Raw genomic sequence first — 17,752 nt, forward strand, 5'->3', positions numbered from 1 at the left:
GCGGGCTCACCGAGATCGCTCGCCGCGCATCCCTCCTCGCGCCCCCGTACATTGAGCCGGACATCGCTGGGAGGACCGTCATGCGGCATACCGTCACGGTTGCGGGCCCCGCTGCGCCCGATGTGGTCTGGGAGCGGTACGCGCGGTACGAGGAGTGGGCGCGGTGGGCGCCGCATCTGCGGGCGGTCCGGACGGAGGGGGACGTCATCCGGCCGGGTGCCCGGGGTGAGGTGGAGGTGGCGGGGTTCCTGCGGGGGCGGTTCGAGGTCACCGAGGTCGACGAGCCGAAGGGTGCCTGGGCCTGGAAGGTCAACTTCCTCGGCATCCCGGTGCTGGTGGGGCACACCATGGAGCCGCAGGGCACGGGCACCCGGGTCGCCGTCCACCTGACGGCACCCGTGCCGGTGCCGCTGGTCTACGCGCCCATGGTCGACTGGGCGCTGCACCGGCTCACCCGCGTCTGACTGCGCCGCCCGGCCCTCGGCGAGCGGCTCAGCGCCCCCGCCGCACCTGCGCCGCCCGCCGGGCCTCGGCCAGCTTGCGGGCCTCGCTCGTCTTGCGGGACGGGCGGCCACCGGACGTGTCCTTGCTGGAGCCCATGCCGCGGAAGGGTGCGTTGGTGTTCTTGGGGCGCGCCGAGGGACCGCCGTCGAGCGGGGCGCCGGACGGCCTGCGGGCGCCGGTGATGCGGGTCAGCGCGGCCTCGCCCGAGCGCACCTTGGTGACCGTCGGATCGACACCCGCCTCCGACGTCACCTTGCTCAGCTCGCGCCGCTGGCCCGACAGCACCAGCGTGACGACGCTGCCGGCGCCGCCGGCCCGCGCGGTGCGGCCCGCGCGGTGCAGGTAGTCCTTGGCGTCGGCGGGGGGATCGACGTTCACCACGAGGTCGAGGTCGTCGATGTGCAGACCGCGCGCGGCGACGTTGGTCGCCACCAGCGCGGTGATCTGCCCGTCCTTGAACTGCGCGAGAGTACGGGTGCGCTGCGGCTGGGACTTGCCGCTGTGCAGGGCCGCCGCGTGCACCCCGCTGGCCCGCAGGTGCCGGGTGAGCTGGTCGACGCCGTGCTTGGTGTCCAGGAACAGCAGGACCCGGCCGTCGCGCGCCGCGATCTCCGTGGTGACGGCGTACAGGTCCGGCCCGTGCACGACCAGGACGTGGTGGTCCATCGTCGTGACCGCGCCCGCCGACGGGTCGACCGAGTGCGAGGCCGGGTCCTGGAGGTGGTCGCGGACCAGGTCGGCGACATCGCGGTCCAGGGTCGCGGAGAACAGCATGCGCTGACCGTCGGGCCGTACCTGCTCCAGCGCCTCGGTGACCTGCGGCAGGAAGCCCATGTCGCACATCTGGTCGGCCTCGTCGAGGACGGTGATCCGGACCCGGCCCAGGCGGCACGCCTTGCGCTCGATGAGGTCGTGCAGCCGGCCGGGGGTGGCGACGACGACCTCGGCGCCGTCGCGCAGCGCGGCGATCTGGCGGCCGATCGACACGCCGCCGACCACCGCGGCCATCCGCAGCCCCAGCGCGTCGGCGTACGGGGTGAGCGCCTCGCAGACCTGCTGGGCCAGCTCGCGGGTGGGTACCAGGATCAGGGCCAGCGGCTGCTTGGATTCGGCCCGGCGGCCCGCCGTACGCGCGAGCAGCGGGAGGCCGAAGGCGAGCGTCTTGCCGGAGCCGGTGCGGGCGCGTCCCAGAATGTCGCGTCCGGCGAGGGCGTCGGGGATCGTGGCCGCCTGGATCGGGAAGGGCTCGCGCACCTCCAGTTCGGCGAGCTTGCGCTGCACCGCGGGCGGCAGGTCCAGGTCGGCGAACGAGGTGACCGACGGCTGCGACTCGGCGGGGTCCGGGTGGTTCATGACAAGCCTTCCGCAAGAGGGGACGTACCGAGGAAGGCCCGGTAGGACGAGGTACGGCGACCGGACGGGCGGGGTCACCGACCGTCACTACCGTGCAAAAGTTTCACGCTAACACAAGGGGTGTACCAGGGTCCGGTCGGCCTGGTGCCCTGATCCGCTCGGGCAGGAGCGGATCAGGGGTGCACGGCATAGTGGTATGAGCTGATGCAAAAGACGCACCTCGTGTACTCGAACCGGGGCGGTCGACGGGAAGGCGACAGGTATGGGTGCCAAGGACCTGTGGGAGCACGGGCCCGGCCCGGCCGAGGACCGGGCGGTCAGGGCGCCCGGCGGCCTGCTCGATCTGCTGCACGCCTCGGCCCTGGTCACGGACGCCGGGGGCCGCATCGTCCTGTGGAGCCCCGAGGCCGAGCAGTTGTTCGGCTACCACGCGACGGAGGCGCTCGGCAGGTCGATGGCCGAGTTGCTGGCGCGGCCCGAGGACGCGCAGCGCATCCGCGACATGTTCCGGCAGGCGCAGGTCGGCACCAGCTTTGCGGGGGTCTTCCTCGCCCGGTGCAAGGACGGCTCGACCCGTTCGGTCGAATACCGCAAGGGCCGTCTGCACGACCCCGAGGGGAACGTGCTCGGGCTGACGCTCGCCGCCGACGTGGACACCGTGCGCCGGGTGGAGAGCGACCTCGCCCTGTCCGAGCTGCTGATCAACCAGTCGCCCGTCGGCCTCGCCGTCTTCGACACCGAGCTGCGCTGGATGCGCATCAACGGCGCCCTGACCACCGCCAACGGGGTGACCGAGGAGGAGGTGGTCGGGCGGCGGCTGGAGGACACGCTGCCGGGCGTGGACACCCAGGCCATCGAGTCCGCGATGCGGCGGGTGCTGCGCACCGGCGAGCCCATCCTCGACCACCGCACCATCGGCCGCGTCCCAGCCGACCCGGACCACGACCACGCCTGGTCGGAGTCGTACTACCGGATCGAGGACCGGCACGGGAAGGTGCTGGGCGTCGCGGTGTCCGTCGTGGACGTCACCGCCCGCCACCTCGCCGCCGCCGAGATCGCGGCCGCGCACCGGCACCTGGCCACCCTCTCCGAGGCCAGCGCCGACATCGGCAGCACGCTCGACCTGCGGCAGACGGCGCGCGAGCTGGCCGAGGCCGTCGTGCCCCGGTTCGCGGACCTGGCTACGGTCGACCTGCTGGAGTCCGTCGCCACCGGGCGGCGCACCGCACCTGGCGACCAGGCCCGGTTCCTCACCGTCGCCGTCGCCCCCGCCGAACCGGACGACGACATGGGCGGCGCCACGCTGTGGGAGGACCTCGACACCGAGGAGCCGGCCCCGATGATGCGCCGCAGCGTCCGGGAGGGCACCCCGGCCATGATCCCCCGCGTGGACTCCACCGCGCTGCGCCGGATCTCGGGCGACGAACAGGCCGCGGCGGCGCTCCGCAAGGCGGGTGTGCGCAGCTACCTCGTGGCGCCGCTGGTCGCGCGGGGCACCGTGCTCGGCGTGCTCAGCCTGTACCGCACGGGCAACACCCGCCCCTTCGACAGCCGCGACCTGCAGATGGTGTGCGAGATCGTCGGGCGGGCCGCCATCAGCGTGGACAACGCCCTGCTGTACGGCCGCGAGCGGGACACCGCGCTCACCCTCCAGCGCAGCCTGCTCCCGCAGACCCCGCCCGACCAGCCGGAGGGGCTGGAGATCGCGGTCGGCTACCGTCCCGCGGGCAGTGGCACCGAGGTCGGCGGCGACTGGTACGACGTACTGCCGCTCAGCGACGGCAAGGTGGGCCTCGTGGTCGGCGACGTGATGGGCAGCGGTGTCCGAGCCGCCGCCATCATGGGCCAACTGCGCACGACCACCCGCGCGTTGGCCCGGCTCGACCTGCCGCCCGCCGAACTGCTCGGCCACCTGGACGAGACCGCCGCCACGCTCAGCGAGTCCTTCGCCACCTGCGTCTACGCGGTCTGCGACCCCAGGCGCGGCACCTGCACCTTCTCCAGTGCGGGCCACCTCCCGCCGGTCCTCGTCCAGCCGGACCACGAGGCCACGCTCCTCACCGTCCCCACCGCCGCACCCCTGGGTGTCGGCGGAGTGCCCTTCGGCACGCTGGAGGTCAAGCTCCCCGAGGGCTCCCTGCTCGCCCTGTACACCGACGGCCTGGTGGAGACCAGGTACGACTCCATCGACGTCGGACTGCACACCCTCTGCCGCACGTTGGAGCGTGCGACCGGCTCCCTCGGGCAGACCTGCGACATGCTCCTCGACACGGTCGACCACACTTCGGCCGACGACGTGGCGCTGCTGCTGGCCCGGTTCGGCGGGGCGTAGGCCCGCATCCGGATGCCGGGCACGCCAACTGGTGGCGTGCCCGGCGGATTTGGTCAGGAGCGAGCGGTGTCCGCGCCCTTCAGGCCGAAGATGTCGACCGCGTGGTAGTAGGTCCACGCCGTCGAGTTGCAGGAGGTCTTGGTGGCGCCGGAGTAGTTGTTGCAGACGCGCTTGAGGTCCTCGTAGAGGGCGGAGTCGATACGGGACTTGTTCGCGGAGAAGGTGCCGGCGGCCTTGTAGTTGCGGTAGCCGAAGTCGTGGCGGGCGCACGCGGTCTGGAAGGGGAAGCCGAAGGGGTTGTCGGGGGAGGAGCTGCAGTAGTCCGTCGACCAGTCGAAGCCGTAGGCGGCCCAGGCGCCCTGGTTGTTCCGCGCGGAGACCCACGCGTTGTAGCTGGCGGCGCTGGTCTGGGTCCAGGAGCTGAGCACCTGCGGCTTGTCGGCGGGCGCCGCCGAGGCGTCACTGGCGAGTACCAGCACCGCGGGGAGTGCCAGGGCGGCACCGGCGGCGGCGAGGGAGACGGCGTGGGGACGGCGCATGGAAGACCTCCGGAGTGTGGGGCCCAGCAAGCCTCGCGGGGTTTGCGAGGCGGGGTCAGCTTGGACCACCGCTCCCGGGCCTGAACAGTCCATGACAAGAAATTCCTCGCGCGAATTCAACAAACTGTCAGCCCGAACCGGGCTCAACTCGGCCAATTCGGCGAGCACATCGCGGGGTGGTGAGCGATGGCAGGGTGAGTCAAGTAACCGCTCACGAGTCGAAGTTGACGCACCATCACGTAAAGCTCGATGCGGGCGGACCCCTCGCCCCGCTGCGCGTCGCCGACGGCCAGGTGACGCACATCCACCTGGACGAGGACACGGCCCCCGTCGAGCACGGCGACCGGAGGCTCGACCTGCACGGCCGCATCCTCCTGCCCGGCCTGCGGGACGCCCACGTCCACCTGGCGGAGTGGGCGCCGCCCGCCACCGGCTCGACCTCGCCGGGACCGCCTCCGCGCAAGCCGTGGCCGGCCTCGTCCGGGCGCAGCGGGACCGCGCTCACCGCGATGGCCCACATCCCGCTCATCAGCGCCATGTTGACCGCGCCGACCCGCTTGGCGTCCTCGGTGGCCGCGTTCACCGGCTCGCCGGGGACAGTCCCGTCGCCGCGCGGGTCGAGCACCCGGCGCACCACCGCGAGCCGGAGCGTGTACGCGGCCTCCTCGGCGGCGCGCTCACCCGAGCGGGCGCCCAGCCGGAAGCTTCAGGACAGGCACACGTACATGACCGCCGGCACGGCCGGCACAGCGGCAGTCGCCCGGCGTCCGCGCCGAGCGCGAAACGCCGCGCTTGACCCCAGACCGAGCGTGCCGGGACATGCCGCCCCGACGGCTCCCCCGCGCCCACCGGCCACCCTCCGGAAACCGGTCAACTGAGAACTCGCGCGGAATGGTTCCGGGTGCCGGCTGCGGTGCGGCAGGTGCTTTTGCCGACTGGGCGCAGTGTGTCAGCGTGGGGCAGTATGAGCGGTGATCACGAGAGGGATGCGGCGCTGGCGCGAGCCGTGCAGTTGCGGGAGCGGGGCCAGATCGGGCAGGCACGGGAACAGTTGATGGAGCTGGCCGAGCGGTATCCGAAGGATGCCGAAATCGCCTATCAGGCGGCCTGGGCGCACGATGTCCTCGGCCTGGAGACCGAGGCCGTTCCGTTCTACGAGCGGGCCCTGGGTGGTGTGGGACTGTCTCCGGAAGATCGTCACGGGGCTTTCCTCGGGCTGGGAAGCACTCATCGGGTCCTGGGCTTCTACGGGGCGGCCGTGCGGACCCTGCGGCATGGGCTTGAGGAGTTCCCGGATGATCCGGCGCTGCAGGCTTTCCTGGCCATGGCGCTGCACAACGACGGTGAAGGCCGCGAGGCGGTACGGCTGCTGCTGAAGACGGTGGCCGACACCAGTGGCGACCGCCGGGTGCAGGACTACCGGCGGGCGATCGAGCACTACGCCGACGACCTGGATGGCGTGCAGCAGACAGACGGAGGGCCGCGGGAAGGGAAGTGATGAGTCATCGGCGGTGGCCTGGGTGCGGGCGGAGTCGTAGCCGGCATCGAGGTGCACGGTGATGTCGTCCGGCAGGTCGTGTCCGCCACCGCCTCATGGGAGCAGCCGAGCGAAAGATCGGCGGCAGCTTGTCGAAGACGATCCGGTCCTCGACACGACGACGAGCCGGATCGAACTCCGAGCGGGGCGGCAGTAGAGCGGCGAACGGGTCCCACAGCGGTTCGATCAGCCATGATGGCAGCGCAGCCACAGGTCTCCTGGATGATCACGAGCCTCGCAACTCCATGATCACGGAACCTGGGCCTGCCTCATCTGGCGCCCACCCCGTCGTCTGCCTGTCCGCGCGACCTTTGAGGCAAGGCACTCCAAGTAAGCGAGGTGGCGTCGATCCCGTCTGTCGGCATCGCGGGCCGAGTTGGGTAGCGTGGGATGCCTGAGCAGGCGAAACGAAGAAGGGGTGACCCGTGCGGATCTCCGTCTCCTCCGACATGGACGAACCGGTGGCCCGTCTTCTCGTGGCCGAGCTGCGCGAGCGGGGTCACGAGGTGCGCGAGCACGGCGCGCTGCGGGCCGGGGCCGACCCGCAGTGGGCGGTGTGCTCCGAGGCCGCCGCGCGGGAGGTGGCCGAGGGTGCGGCCGAGCAGGCGGTCGTCTGCTGCTGGACCGGCACCGGAGCCTCGATCGCCGCGAACAAGGTGCCCGGGGTGCGCGCCGCGCTCTGCGCGGACGCCGCCACGGCGGAGGGCGCGCGCCGCTGCAACGACGCCAATGTCCTCGCCCTCAGTCTGCGCCTCACCTCGGAGCCACTGCTGAAGGAGATCCTCGACGCCTGGTTCGCGGCCGCGCCCAGCCAGGACGAGGAGGACCGCCGCAACGTGGCCCACGTCGAAGAACTCGACGCGCGGCCACGCTGAGGCGGTCCCCGGTAGAGGTGCCGAGTCAGTGGGCGCCCAGTCCGCCCCCGCCGAAGGAGCCGCTGGAGCCCTTGCTCCAGCGCGGCCGGTCCTTGTTCTCGCTGGTCTTGGTGCCCATGTTGGACAGCTCGTAGGGGAGGAGCGCACGCCCGCCCTTGGGGGTGCGCGGGATCTCGTCGGGCTCCCGGTTCTCCGACAGCTCCCCAGTCGCGCCCTCCGGGGGAAGGTGCGGCTGTTCCTCGGCGCTGGGGCGGGGTGGCTCCCTGTCCTTGATCCGGCTGTTGAACCAGAAGCCGCCTGCGAGCAGTGCCAGTACGGCAACGGCCATGACGAAGAGCACCAGGCTGATCAGCCCGCTCGGTGCCGCCAACTGCGTCATTGCGGTGTTCATAACAGTGGAGTACCCCGTACAAACGGTACGAATCGGACACTTTGTGTGGTCACTCGCGCACCGGCCGTGTCCCGGGAACTCTCGGCGCCCACCGGGCCGTTGCCCACGCGTTTACGCCGCCGCACCACGGCTACCCGCCCCCTGTGACACCTCCGCCCCACCCTTCACGAGAGCAGCTCTACCAGTTCCTGGAGGACCGGTTCGCCTGCGCCCAGGCATGCTCCGACTGTGCGCGGGCCTGCGCGGTGCGCGCCAGCCTCGTCGGCTCGTACGGCACCGCCGGACAGGAGCGCGCCCGGCGCCTCGGGATCATGTGCGCCGAGGTGTGCGACACCACGTGCCGCGCGCTGTCCGAGGAGGGTCGCGCGGACGGTGAGGGCACCGAGGACGAGATCAGGCTCCAGCTCGAATGGTGCCGCTCGCTCTGTGTCGAGGCGGCCGAGGCGTTCGACGGCCAGCCCGGTGCCGAGAACGCCGCCAAGGCGTGCCGCGTCTGCGCCCAGGCGTGTACCGACTTCATGGCGGCCCTCGCCGCCTGACCCTGTCCCCGCCGGAAGCGCACGGCGTAGCCTGCGGGCATGGACGACGCGCGAGGACGCGATCCCGGCCTGTTCACCCCGGCCTCGGTGACCTGGCACCTGCACGGCGACCCGATGATGTGGATCGCCGGCATCCGCGCGCTCTACCTCCAGGCCCTGCACCCGCGCGCGGTGCGCGGCGTCCTCCAGAACTCCGACTTCCGCCGTGACGCGTGGGGCAGGCTGCTGCGCACCGCGGACTTCGTCGGCATCACCACCTACGGCACCACCGAGGACGCCGAGCGCGCCGGGGAGCGCGTACGCAAGATCCACAGCATGCTGACCGCGACCGACCCGGACACCGGTGAGCGCTACAGGGTCGGCGAGCCGGAGCTGCTGCTCTGGGTGCACTGCGCCGAGATCGGTTCCTACCTTCACGTCCTGCGCCGCTCCGGCTTCCCGCTCACCGGCGCCCAGGCCGACCGCTACCTCGCCGAGCACCGGGTCAGCGCCCGCCTGGTCGGCCTCGACCCGGCCGAAGTCCCCGCCGACCGGGCCGCACTCGACGCCTACTTCGACAGGGTCCGCCCCGAGCTGGCCGCCGGACCCGACGCCCGCGAGGTCGACGACTTCCTGCGCCGCCCGCCGACCCACCCCTTGCTCGTCCCGGCCCGCGCCCTCCTCTGGCGCCACATCGCGGGCCTCGCCTACGCCTCCCTCCCCACCTGGGCCCACGCCCTCTACGGCCGCCCCGCGCCCCCACCCGCCACGGTCACCCGCCACCTCCGCACGACGGGCACCCTCCTGCGAGCGGTCCCCGGTACCCTGCGCCGCCAGACCCCGCCCCGGCACCTGCTGCACGCGGTCGCCCGCCTGGGTCCGTCGGTCCGCCCCGACCCGGCGCGCCTGCCGCACTGAGGCCGTGATCTATACCAAGGGCCGGTAAAAACAAGGGAGTTGGCCAGCAGGAAAGGTCCCGGATGGCTCCCGTTGCGGCCCTTTGGCATCTTTTCGATCATCGTAACTTCACAGGCGCTTCACATCTGTGATGCACCGTCACGAAGTGAAATGGCCGAAGAATCATGACGATCCACCGGTCTAGGCCCTCGCGGCACAGACATTTCCGGATCGGACGCGGCACCCGCTGGAGCGCGGGTGTCCTGTCCCTGACCCTGAGCATCACCCTGCTCGACAACACCTACGCGGCCGCAGCCGTTTCCGCCCAGCAGTCCCGGCCCGCCAAGGCGGCGAAGAAGCCGGCCGCCACGCAGGCGGCGGACATCCCCTCGGCGCGGGTCGCGGCCCGGCTCTCGGGCAAGCGGGTGGAGGCACTGTCCGAACGGACGGAGACCTCCACCACCTGGGTGAACAAGAACGGCTCCCTCACCACCGAACTCACCGCCGGACCCGTCCGGTTCAAGGACCCCGGCACCGGCAGGTGGCGCGGCGTCGACCTAGACCTGGTCCACGACGCGAACGGCGGCATCCAACCGAAGGCCCACCCGCGCGGCCTGCGCCTGGCCGGCCGCACCCCCACCGCGCCCAAGTCCCTGACCGGCAAGGCGAGTCCGGCGAAGACCACCGACCTCGTGACCCTCGGGAACGGCGACCGCGAGGTCACGCTCCAGTGGAAGGGCGCCCTGCCGAAGCCCGCACTGAAGGGCAACCGGGCCACCTACCGGGACGCGGTACCCGGCGGTGACATGGTCGTGGCGGCCACCCGCACCGGGTTCGAGCAGTTCGTCAACCTCAACACCCGTCCTGACAAGGGCGGTTACCACTACACTCTGCCGCTGAAGGCGAAGGGCCTCAAGGCCGCCCAGCAGAAGGACGGCAGCCTGCTCCTCACCGACAAGAGGGGCAAGAAGCAGGCGGTCATGCCCGCCCCGGTGATGTGGGACGCCCGCGTCGACCCCGTCTCCGGACTGCACACCCACCGCGCACCGGTCAGGCTCACCGTCCAGCGGGCCCACGGCGCGCTGAACCTCACCTTCACCCCGGACGCCAAGTTCCTGGCCGACCCGGCGACCACCTACCCGGTCACCGTGGACCCCTCGACCACCGCGCTGTCCGACGTCTTCGACACCTACGTCCAGCAGGGCGAGACCGTCGACTGGTCCGGAGACGTCGAACTCGACCTCGGCAACCCCGGCACCAAGAACGGCGACGGCACCGCCCGTACCGCGCGGTCCTTCATCACCTGGAACACCGCGCCCATCAGCGACTCCCTGGTGTCGAACGCCAAGCTGAGCCTGTGGAACTTCCACTCGGGCAACACCGACTGCAAGACCTACCCCTGGGACGTGTGGGACACCGGCAAGGCGTCCACCGCCTCCCGCTGGACGGCCCAGCCCGCCTGGAACCAGAAGGTCGCCACCTCCAGCGAGACCCGCGGCAACCCCGGCTGCGCCTCCGCGCCGGACGGCTGGGTCAACGCCGACGTGACCACCCTCGTCCAGAACTGGGCCTCCGCCAAGAACACCACCAGCGGCATGGGCCTCCAGGCACCCGACGAAGCCTCCACGATGCAGTGGAAGCGGTTCAACTCGGCCAACGCCGCCTCGAACGTGCCCAAGCTGACCGTCACGTACAACTACCGCCCCAAGACCGGCACCGACCAGCAGGCCGGACCCCCGTTCTTCAAGGGCGCAGGCGGCACCTGGTACGTCAACACCACCACCCCGACGCTCACCGACACCTTCGTGGACGTCAACAACGACACCGTCGACGGCACCTTCCAGATCTACGACGCGGCCACCAACACCCAGGTCGGCAACGTCCTGGTCTCGCCGTACGTGCCCAGCGGACAGCCCGCCTCGGTGACCGTGCCGGCCGGGGTGCTCACCAACGGCAAGACCTACAAGTTCCGTACCAACCCCTACGACGGCACCCACTACAACCTGGGCTGGTCGTCCTGGGCCACGTTCACCGTGGACACCTCCGCGCCCTCCGCGCCCACCTCGGTGACCTCCACCGACTACCCGGCCACCGGCTGGGTCAAGGGCGTCGGGCAGGCCGGCGACTTCACCGTCACCCCGCCCTCGGGCGACCAGAACGGCATCGAGTGGTCGCTGGACGGCGTGACCTGGACCCAGGTGCCCACCAACGGCACCACCACCCCGGTGAAGATCACGCTGAAGCCGGACACCGCGGGCACCAATGTCCTGTCGGTGCGCACCACGGACAAGGCGGAGAACAAGTCCGACCCCGTCGTCTACACCTTCCACGTCGGTCCCGGCGGTGTCACCAGCCCCCGCAACGGCACCCGCACCGCGGCCCGCGTGCCGCTGACCGCCGAGGCGGACGGCAGCCGGTTCACCGGCGTGTCCTTCGACTGGCGGCGCGGTGACGACGCCGACTGGACCCCGGTCCCGGCCGCCGACGTCACGGTGGGCGGTCAGCCGCTGTCCTCCTGGCCGGCCCCGCTGACCTCGGGCAAGAGCGCCAAGCTGACCTGGAACGCCACCACCACGGTCAAGCCCGACGGCACCGTCCAACTGCGCGCCGACTTCACCGGTTCCGGCGCCCCGGCCTCCTCCGACGCCATCGAGGTCGTCGTCGACCGCAACGCCGGCGGCGCCGCGACCGAGGACGTCGGACCGGGCTCGCTCAACCTGCTGACCGGCGACTACACCCTGTCCGCGACCGACGCCTCGTTCTTCGACATGTCGGTGCAGCGCACCGCGTCCTCCCGCACCCCGCAGGCCGGGGGCGACGACGACCAGGCGCCCGTCTTCGGCAAGGAGTGGGTGTACGGCGCCGCCTCCGACCAGGTCGACACCCCGTTCTCGTACCTGCGCAAGACCTCGGCGACCTCGCTGAGCGTCGTCTCCGCCGCCGACGGCTCGGAGATCCACTTCACCTCCGCCGGGAACGGCACGGACTGGACGCCGGAGCCCGGCGCCGAGGACTACACGCTGACCGGCTCCTTCTCGGGCGGCTTCAGCATCGAGACCAGCGACGGCCAGATCACCACGTTCGTCCGCACCACGGCCACCAGCACCACCTGGCAGGTACGTACCTCCTACACCGACGGCGTCTCCGACTCCACCACGACGACCGTGTCCGAGCCGGTGACGGTCGGCGGGGTGCAGACCGCCCGGCCCAAGTACCTCATCGCACCCACCTCGGCGGTACCGGCGGCCACCTGCCAGGCCACCCCGTCCACCAAGGGCTGCCGCGTCCTGGAGTTCGGGTACGCGACCACGACCACCGCGACCTCCACGGTCCCCGGTGACGTGAAGGACCAGGTCGCCTCGCTCAAGCTGTGGTCCACGGCACCGGGCGCCGCATCCGCGACCGCCACCACCGTCGCCGCCTTCCGCTACGACGGCTCCGGCCGCCTCGTGGAGTCCTGGGACCCGCGGATCTCACCGGCCCTGAAGACGGTGTACGGCTACGACTCCGCCGGCCGCGTCACCACCCAGACGCCGCCCGGACGGCTCCCGTGGACGTTCACCTACGGGCAGGCGGGGTCCAACCCTGCGGCCGGTGACGGGATGCTGCTGAAGGTCTCCCGCGCCACGCTCACCCCCGGCAGCGCCACCCAGACCAACGGCACCGCCGAGACCAACGTCGTCTACGGCGTCCCGCTCAGCGGGGGAGCGGCACCGGAGGATCTGAGTGCCACCGCGCTCGCCTCGTGGGGCCAGAGCGACCTGCCGACCGACGGCACCGCCGTCTTCCCCGCCGACCAGGTGCCCGCGAGCCACGACGGACCGTCCCTGACGTCCGGGTCCTACACCCGGGCGGACATCCACTACCTGAACGCCTCCGGCCGCGAGGTCGACCGGGCCGCACCCGGACACCGCCTCGGCGTCACGGAGTACGACGGGTACGGCAACACCGTCCGCAGCCTCACCGCGGGCAATCGTGAACTGGCGCTCGGCGCCACCGACGCCCAGCGCACCCAGCTCACCGCGCTCGGCATCAACGCCCTGTCCTCGGCCGAACGCGCCCAACTGCTCTCCACCACCTCGGTGTTCAGCGCGGACGGCGTCCGGGAGACCGACACCTACGGGCCGCTGCACCAGATCGCCCTCGCCGCGGACCTGGTCAGCGGCACCACCACGCTCGCCACGGCCGGTACCCGGCTGGCCGCCCGTGCCCACACCGTCCAGGAGTACGACGCGGGCCGTCCCACCGACGGCTCGGCGATCGTGCAGGACCAGGTCACCAAGTCCACCGTGGGCGCCCAGCCGCGCTCCTGGCCGACCCTGACCGCCGACCCGCGTGTCACCTCGTACGCGATCGACTGGGCCAAGGGCCAGCCCACCGGGACCACGCAGGACCCCGGCGGCCTCAACATCACGTCCACCACCGGCTACGACACCCAGAACCGGGTCTCCGCCACCGCGCAGCCCGCCTCCAGCGGCAGCGACGCCGGCACCACCCGGACCACCTACTACACCGCGACCGGCACCGGCACCTGCGGCAACCGGCCCGAATGGGCCGACCTCGTCTGCCAGACCGCGCCCGCCGCGGCGATCACCGGCGGCGGCTCCAACCCGGCCGCACTGCCCACCCGCACCTTCGAGTACGGGCAGTACGGGCAGGCCGTGAAGGTCACCGAGACCGCCAACGGCGTGACCCGCACGGTGAGTTCCGGCTTCGACACGGCCGGACGCGCCACCACACTCACCACCGCGGGCGGACTCGGCGCCGCCGCGCCGGCGAGCACCACCTCGTACGACCCCGCCACCGGCCTGCCGGTCAAGGTCACCTCCACGAGCGGCGGCACGATCACCGAGGCGTACGACGCGCTCGGCCGCCGCATCTCCTACACCGACGCCGACGGCGGCACCACCACCACGGCGTACGACGACCTGGACCGGCCGGTCACCGTCTCGGACAGCGTGCCGTCCACGACCACCTACACCTACGACACCGGGATCGACCCGCGCGGCCTGGCCACCTCCGTCACCGACTCGGTGGCGGGCACCTTCACCACCCGCTACGACGCGGACGGCGCCGTCGTCACCCAGACGCTGCCCGGCGGCTACACCATGGCCCAGACCACCGACCCGACCGGGGCGGAGACCGGCAAGGTCTACACCCGCACCTCGGACGGCACCGTCCTGGTCTCCGACAGCGTCACCCTGACCGTGCACGGCCAGCGCGCCACGCACACCGGCACCCCCGGCGTCACCGCCTCGCAGAGCTTCACCTACGACGCGGCGGGCCGGCTCACCCAGGCCCAGGACACCAGCACCGACGCCTACTGCACCACCCGCACCTACACCTTCGACAAGAACAGCAACCGCAAGACCCTCGCCACCGCCCTCGCCCCGGTCGGCGCCGACTGCACCACCTCGGGAGCCACCACCAAGAGCTACACCTACGACAGCGCCGACCGCCTGGTGAACTCCGGCTACGTCTACGACGCGTTCGGCCGTACCACCACCAGCCCCGGCACCACGCTCGCCTACTACGCCAACGACATGGTCCAGCAGATGACCTCGGGCACCCGGCGCCAGACCTGGACCCTGGACTCCACCCAGCGGCTCCGCACCTGGACCGAGGAGAGCAACGCCTCGGGCACCTGGACCCAGAGCGCCGCGAAGGTCAACCACTTCGGCGGCGACGAGGACAGCCCCCGCTGGATCGCCGAGGACACCGCGGGCGCCGTCACCCGCAACATCGCCGGCACCGACGGCAACCTGGCGGCCACCAGCACCAAGACCGGTGGCGTCGTCCTCCAACTCGCCAACCTGCACGGAGACGTCACACTCCAACTTCCGGCCGACTCGGGCACCGCCCCGACCGTGCTGGACGCCGACGAGTACGGCAACCCGCGCACCGGCCAGCCCGCCACCCGCTACGGCTGGCTCGGCGGCAAGCAGCGCTCCGCCGAGACCGTCACCGGCATCGTGCTCATGGGCGCCCGGCTCTACGACCCCGCCACCGGCCGCTTCCTCTCGGTGGACCCGGTGCGCGGAGGCAGCGCCAACGCCTACGAATACGCCGGCGGCGACCCCGTCAACGGCTTCGACCTGGACGGGCGGTGCAACAAGGAGTGCCACGAGGCACGGGCGTGCATGAGCCTCGGCTACTCCAACTGCGTGTTCGTGATGTACCTGTCGGGCGTGCTGTCCTGGAACATCAAGGGCAACCGCGGCCGCCGCAACGCCGTACGCCACTTCATCTGGCAGGCCAGCCTCACGTACTTCTTCGGCTGGAACGCGGCGGAACGGATCGGCAACGCCCATGAGTGGGGCGAGCGTTGCCCCCGTCACGGGCGGTGCGACACCCGCACCGACCAGCACAACAACCGGGTCGCGCGGATCTTCGAGTCCAGCAGCTACAACCGGAGACAGACCCGGTACTGGCTGAACAGGGGCCTGCTGCTCCAGTATCTCTACCAGGTCGGCAGCTACCTCTTCCGTTACGGCTACCTCTGGGGATAGCCGCTGGCGGCGCACCCCGGTGACACCCTCGCGCCGGTGCGCTCCCGCCTCATCGGGAGCGCACCGGCGCGCTCGCCAAACCCCCTGATCAGGAGCAGAGTTGTCCCCCACCGCCCCCACCGTCCCCTCCCTGTTCCGCCGCACCGTCCTCCCCGCCGCCCTCCTGCTGCCCGCCGCCCTGCTCAGCGGATGCTCCCTCGTCGGCAGCGGCGGAAGCTGCGACGGATCGGGCGCCGCGCGCAAGGACCTCGCCGCCCAGAAGGTGCTGTCCTCGCCCCCCGACGGTGCCGTGGACCCCGCCAACTACCGGGGCACCGGCGTCTCCACGGGCTGTGACGACGACAGCGCGGGCCCGGCCTGGCTGCACGCGGGCCGTGTCTACGCCTTCCCCGGCACCCGCCAGGCCGTCGTCGACCACTACACCCGAACCGCCGCCGCCCAGGGCTGGCACAGCGGACCCGCCCCGCACGCCGGCGCCGCCTGCTGGACCCGGACCGACGACGGACGCCACCTGGTGCTCGACGTCGACTTCCAGCTCGACTCCTGGTCCCCCGTCCCCGATCCCGGCAAGGGCATCGGCTACGAGGTGACGGTCGGCTCCAACGCCGACGGCAGCGCGGCGGGGGCGAGCTGCACGGACTAGAGGTCGTCGCGAGCCCGGCGTGATCGACGAGACACCCCCCAGCCCCCTACCCGGCGAAGATCAGCCGTGCTACCAAGAACCATGCCTGCACACGAGGGAACCCGGACGTACGACGCCGTCATCGTCGGTGGGGGGCACAACGGCCTGGTCGCGGCCGCCTATCTCGCCCGCGCCGGGCGCTCGGTCCTGCTGCTGGAGCGGCTCGGGCACACCGGGGGCGCGGCGGTGTCCAGCCGGCCGTTCGCCGGGGTCGACGCCCGGCTGTCGCGGTACTCGTACCTCGTCAGCCTGCTGCCGGACAAGATCGTCCGGGATCTCGGGCTGGACTTCCGGGTGCAGGGGCGGACCATCTCCTCGTACACCCCCGTCGAGCGCGGCGGCCGGGCCACCGGGCTGCTCGTCGGGGGCGGCGAGGAGCGCACCCGACGGGCGTTCGCCGAACTGACCGGCGACGGGCGTGAGTTCACCGCATGGCAGCGCTTCTACGGGATGACCGGCGAGGTCGCCCGACGAGTCTTCCCGACCCTCACCGAACCGCTGCCCACCCGCGCCGAACTGCGCGCCCGCGTCGGCGACGAGGGCGCCTGGCGGGCCCTGTTCGAGGAGCCCATCGGTGTCGCCGTCGAGGGGACCTTCCACGACGACCTGATCCGGGGCGTCGTCCTCACCGACGCGCTGATCGGCACCTTCGCCGACGCCCACGACCCCTCCCTCGCCCAGAACCGATGCTTCCTCTACCACGTCATCGGCGGCGGCACCGGTGCCTGGGACGTCCCCGTCGGCGGCATGGGCGCCCTCACCGACGCCCTCGCCGGGGCGGCCCGCGCGGCCGGAGCCGAGATCGTCACCGGGCACGAGGCCGTCCGCATCGACACCGACGGCCGCACCGCCGAGGTCACCTACCGCACCGCCGACGGCGAGGGCGTCGCCGCCGCCCGGCACGTCCTGGTCAACGCCTCCCCGCGCGAACTCGCCGCCCTCACCGGCGACCCGGCGCCCGAGGCCGCCGAGGGCGCCCAGCTCAAGGTGAACATGCTGCTCAAGAGGCTGCCCCGGCTCAAGGACAGTTCCGTCGACCCGCGCGAGGCGTTCGCCGGGACCTTCCACATCGCCGAGGGCTACCAGCAGCTCGCCACCGCCCACGCGCAGGCCGCCGCAGGTGAACTCCCCGCCGCCCCGCCCTCGGAGATCTACTGCCACTCCCTGACCGACCCCACCATCCTCGGCCCCGACCTCGCCGCACGCGGCTACCAGACCCTCACCCTCTTCGGCCTGCACACCCCCGCCCGTCTCTTCGCCCACGACAACGACGCGGTACGCGAGGAACTCCTGAAGTCCACCGTCGCCCAGCTCGACGCCCACCTCGCCGAACCCCTCGCGGACTGCCTGGCCACCGACGCCGACGGCCGCCCCTGCATCGAGGCCAGAACCCCGCTCGACCTCGACCGCGACCTCGGCCTGCCCGGCGGCAACATCTTCCACCGCCCACTCACCTGGCCCTACGCCGAGGACGGCACCGGCCGCTGGGGCGTGGAGACCCGGCACGCCAACGTCCTGCTGTGCGGCGCGGGCGCGGTGCGCGGCGGCGGGGTCAGCGGGGTGCCGGGACACAACGCGGCGATGGCCGTGCTGGGGAAGTGACCCCGGCCGCCGA

At 72.0% G+C, this 17,752-nt stretch carries 13 protein-coding genes and 1 pseudogene; 10 read left to right on the forward strand and 4 right to left on the reverse strand.

Annotation, left to right across the window (positions count from 1 at the left end):
- The first annotated feature begins 80 nt into the window (after positions 1-80).
- Positions 81-464 carry an SRPBCC family protein gene (locus OG448_RS28890; protein ID WP_350907800.1) on the forward strand — a complete coding sequence of 128 codons (384 nt, stop codon included), beginning with the start codon at positions 81-83 and terminating at the stop codon, positions 462-464.
- 28 nt (positions 465-492) lie between these two features.
- On the opposite strand, the gene OG448_RS28895 is transcribed toward OG448_RS28890, so the two are convergent.
- Entirely contained in the window at positions 493-1,857 is a 1,365-nt protein-coding gene (locus tag OG448_RS28895; protein ID WP_405558161.1) for a DEAD/DEAH box helicase, read from the reverse strand.
- Positions 1,858-2,119: 262 nt separating this feature from the next.
- Between OG448_RS28895 and OG448_RS28900 the strand changes: the two genes are divergently transcribed.
- Positions 2,120-4,189: a SpoIIE family protein phosphatase gene (locus tag OG448_RS28900; protein WP_405558162.1), complete on the forward strand. Its 2,070-nt coding sequence runs from the start codon at positions 2,120-2,122 to the stop codon at positions 4,187-4,189.
- A 53-nt stretch (positions 4,190-4,242) separates the two neighbouring features.
- Here OG448_RS28900 and OG448_RS28905 read toward each other — a convergent pair whose 3' ends face one another.
- Positions 4,243-4,728, reverse strand: coding sequence for a phospholipase (locus tag OG448_RS28905; RefSeq protein WP_405558163.1), 486 nt, complete (start codon positions 4,726-4,728; stop codon positions 4,243-4,245).
- A 224-nt stretch (positions 4,729-4,952) separates the two neighbouring features.
- Here OG448_RS28905 and OG448_RS28910 point away from each other — a divergent pair, with 224 nt between their 5' ends.
- Together OG448_RS28910 and OG448_RS28915 are read left to right on the forward strand one after the other, a co-directional pair.
- Positions 4,953-5,606, forward strand: coding sequence for a hypothetical protein (locus OG448_RS28910; RefSeq protein ID WP_405558165.1), 654 nt, complete (start codon positions 4,953-4,955; stop codon positions 5,604-5,606).
- Between the two features lie 86 nt (positions 5,607-5,692).
- Complete coding sequence (locus tag OG448_RS28915; protein ID WP_405558167.1) at positions 5,693-6,226, forward strand: tetratricopeptide repeat protein; 534 nt, start codon at positions 5,693-5,695, stop codon at positions 6,224-6,226.
- 59 nt (positions 6,227-6,285) lie between these two features.
- Here OG448_RS28915 and OG448_RS28920 read toward each other — a convergent pair.
- Positions 6,286-6,476 (reverse strand): annotated as a pseudogene (locus OG448_RS28920) (IS5/IS1182 family transposase); the annotation flags it as partial.
- Positions 6,477-6,690: 214 nt separating this feature from the next.
- On the opposite strand from OG448_RS28920, the gene OG448_RS28925 reads away from it, so the two are divergent.
- Positions 6,691-7,140 carry an RpiB/LacA/LacB family sugar-phosphate isomerase gene (locus tag OG448_RS28925; RefSeq protein WP_405558169.1) on the forward strand — a complete coding sequence of 150 codons (450 nt, stop codon included), beginning with the start codon at positions 6,691-6,693 and terminating at the stop codon, positions 7,138-7,140.
- Between the two features lie 25 nt (positions 7,141-7,165).
- Here the strand turns inward: OG448_RS28925 and OG448_RS28930 are convergent, their stop codons facing one another.
- Complete coding sequence (locus OG448_RS28930) at positions 7,166-7,531, reverse strand: DUF6479 family protein (protein WP_391301518.1); 366 nt, start codon at positions 7,529-7,531, stop codon at positions 7,166-7,168.
- A gap of 143 nt (positions 7,532-7,674) precedes the next feature.
- Here OG448_RS28930 and OG448_RS28935 point away from each other — a divergent pair, with 143 nt between their 5' ends.
- From OG448_RS28935 to OG448_RS28955, 5 genes are all read left to right on the forward strand, one after another.
- Entirely contained in the window at positions 7,675-8,070 is a 396-nt protein-coding gene (locus OG448_RS28935) for a ferredoxin (RefSeq protein WP_391301516.1), read from the forward strand.
- A 39-nt stretch (positions 8,071-8,109) separates the two neighbouring features.
- Positions 8,110-8,967, forward strand: a complete 858-nt coding sequence (locus OG448_RS28940) for an oxygenase MpaB family protein (RefSeq protein WP_405558171.1) — start codon at positions 8,110-8,112, stop codon at positions 8,965-8,967.
- A gap of 164 nt (positions 8,968-9,131) precedes the next feature.
- Positions 9,132-15,455 carry a DNRLRE domain-containing protein gene (locus OG448_RS28945; RefSeq protein ID WP_405558173.1) on the forward strand — a complete coding sequence of 2,108 codons (6,324 nt, stop codon included), beginning with the start codon at positions 9,132-9,134 and terminating at the stop codon, positions 15,453-15,455.
- Positions 15,456-15,555: 100 nt separating this feature from the next.
- Positions 15,556-16,098 carry a hypothetical protein gene (locus tag OG448_RS28950; protein WP_405558175.1) on the forward strand — a complete coding sequence of 181 codons (543 nt, stop codon included), beginning with the start codon at positions 15,556-15,558 and terminating at the stop codon, positions 16,096-16,098.
- Positions 16,099-16,179: 81 nt separating this feature from the next.
- On the forward strand, positions 16,180-17,739 hold the full coding sequence (locus OG448_RS28955) for a phytoene desaturase family protein (protein WP_405558177.1): 1,560 nt from the start codon (positions 16,180-16,182) through the stop codon (positions 17,737-17,739).
- Positions 17,740-17,752: the final 13 nt, after the last annotated feature.

This window comes from Streptomyces sp. NBC_01171 (genome assembly GCF_045039805.1).
Classification (GTDB): Bacteria; Actinomycetota; Actinomycetes; order Streptomycetales; family Streptomycetaceae; genus Streptomyces.

Excerpts from the sequence above, each read along its gene's own strand:
- OG448_RS28890 (WP_350907800.1), top strand. The coding sequence starts at position 81 with ATGCGGCATACCGTCACGGTTGCGGGCCCCGCTGCGCCCGATGTGGTC.
- OG448_RS28895 (WP_405558161.1), bottom strand. The coding sequence starts at position 1,857 with ATGAACCACCCGGACCCCGCCGAGTCGCAGCCGTCGGTCACCTCGTTC.
- OG448_RS28900 (WP_405558162.1), top strand. The coding sequence starts at position 2,120 with ATGGGTGCCAAGGACCTGTGGGAGCACGGGCCCGGCCCGGCCGAGGAC.
- OG448_RS28905 (WP_405558163.1), bottom strand. The coding sequence starts at position 4,728 with ATGCGCCGTCCCCACGCCGTCTCCCTCGCCGCCGCCGGTGCCGCCCTG.
- OG448_RS28915 (WP_405558167.1), top strand. The coding sequence starts at position 5,693 with ATGAGCGGTGATCACGAGAGGGATGCGGCGCTGGCGCGAGCCGTGCAG.
- OG448_RS28930 (WP_391301518.1), bottom strand. The coding sequence starts at position 7,531 with ATGAACACCGCAATGACGCAGTTGGCGGCACCGAGCGGGCTGATCAGC.
- OG448_RS28940 (WP_405558171.1), top strand. The coding sequence starts at position 8,110 with ATGGACGACGCGCGAGGACGCGATCCCGGCCTGTTCACCCCGGCCTCG.
- OG448_RS28945 (WP_405558173.1), top strand. The coding sequence starts at position 9,132 with ATGACGATCCACCGGTCTAGGCCCTCGCGGCACAGACATTTCCGGATC.
- OG448_RS28955 (WP_405558177.1), top strand. The coding sequence starts at position 16,180 with ATGCCTGCACACGAGGGAACCCGGACGTACGACGCCGTCATCGTCGGT.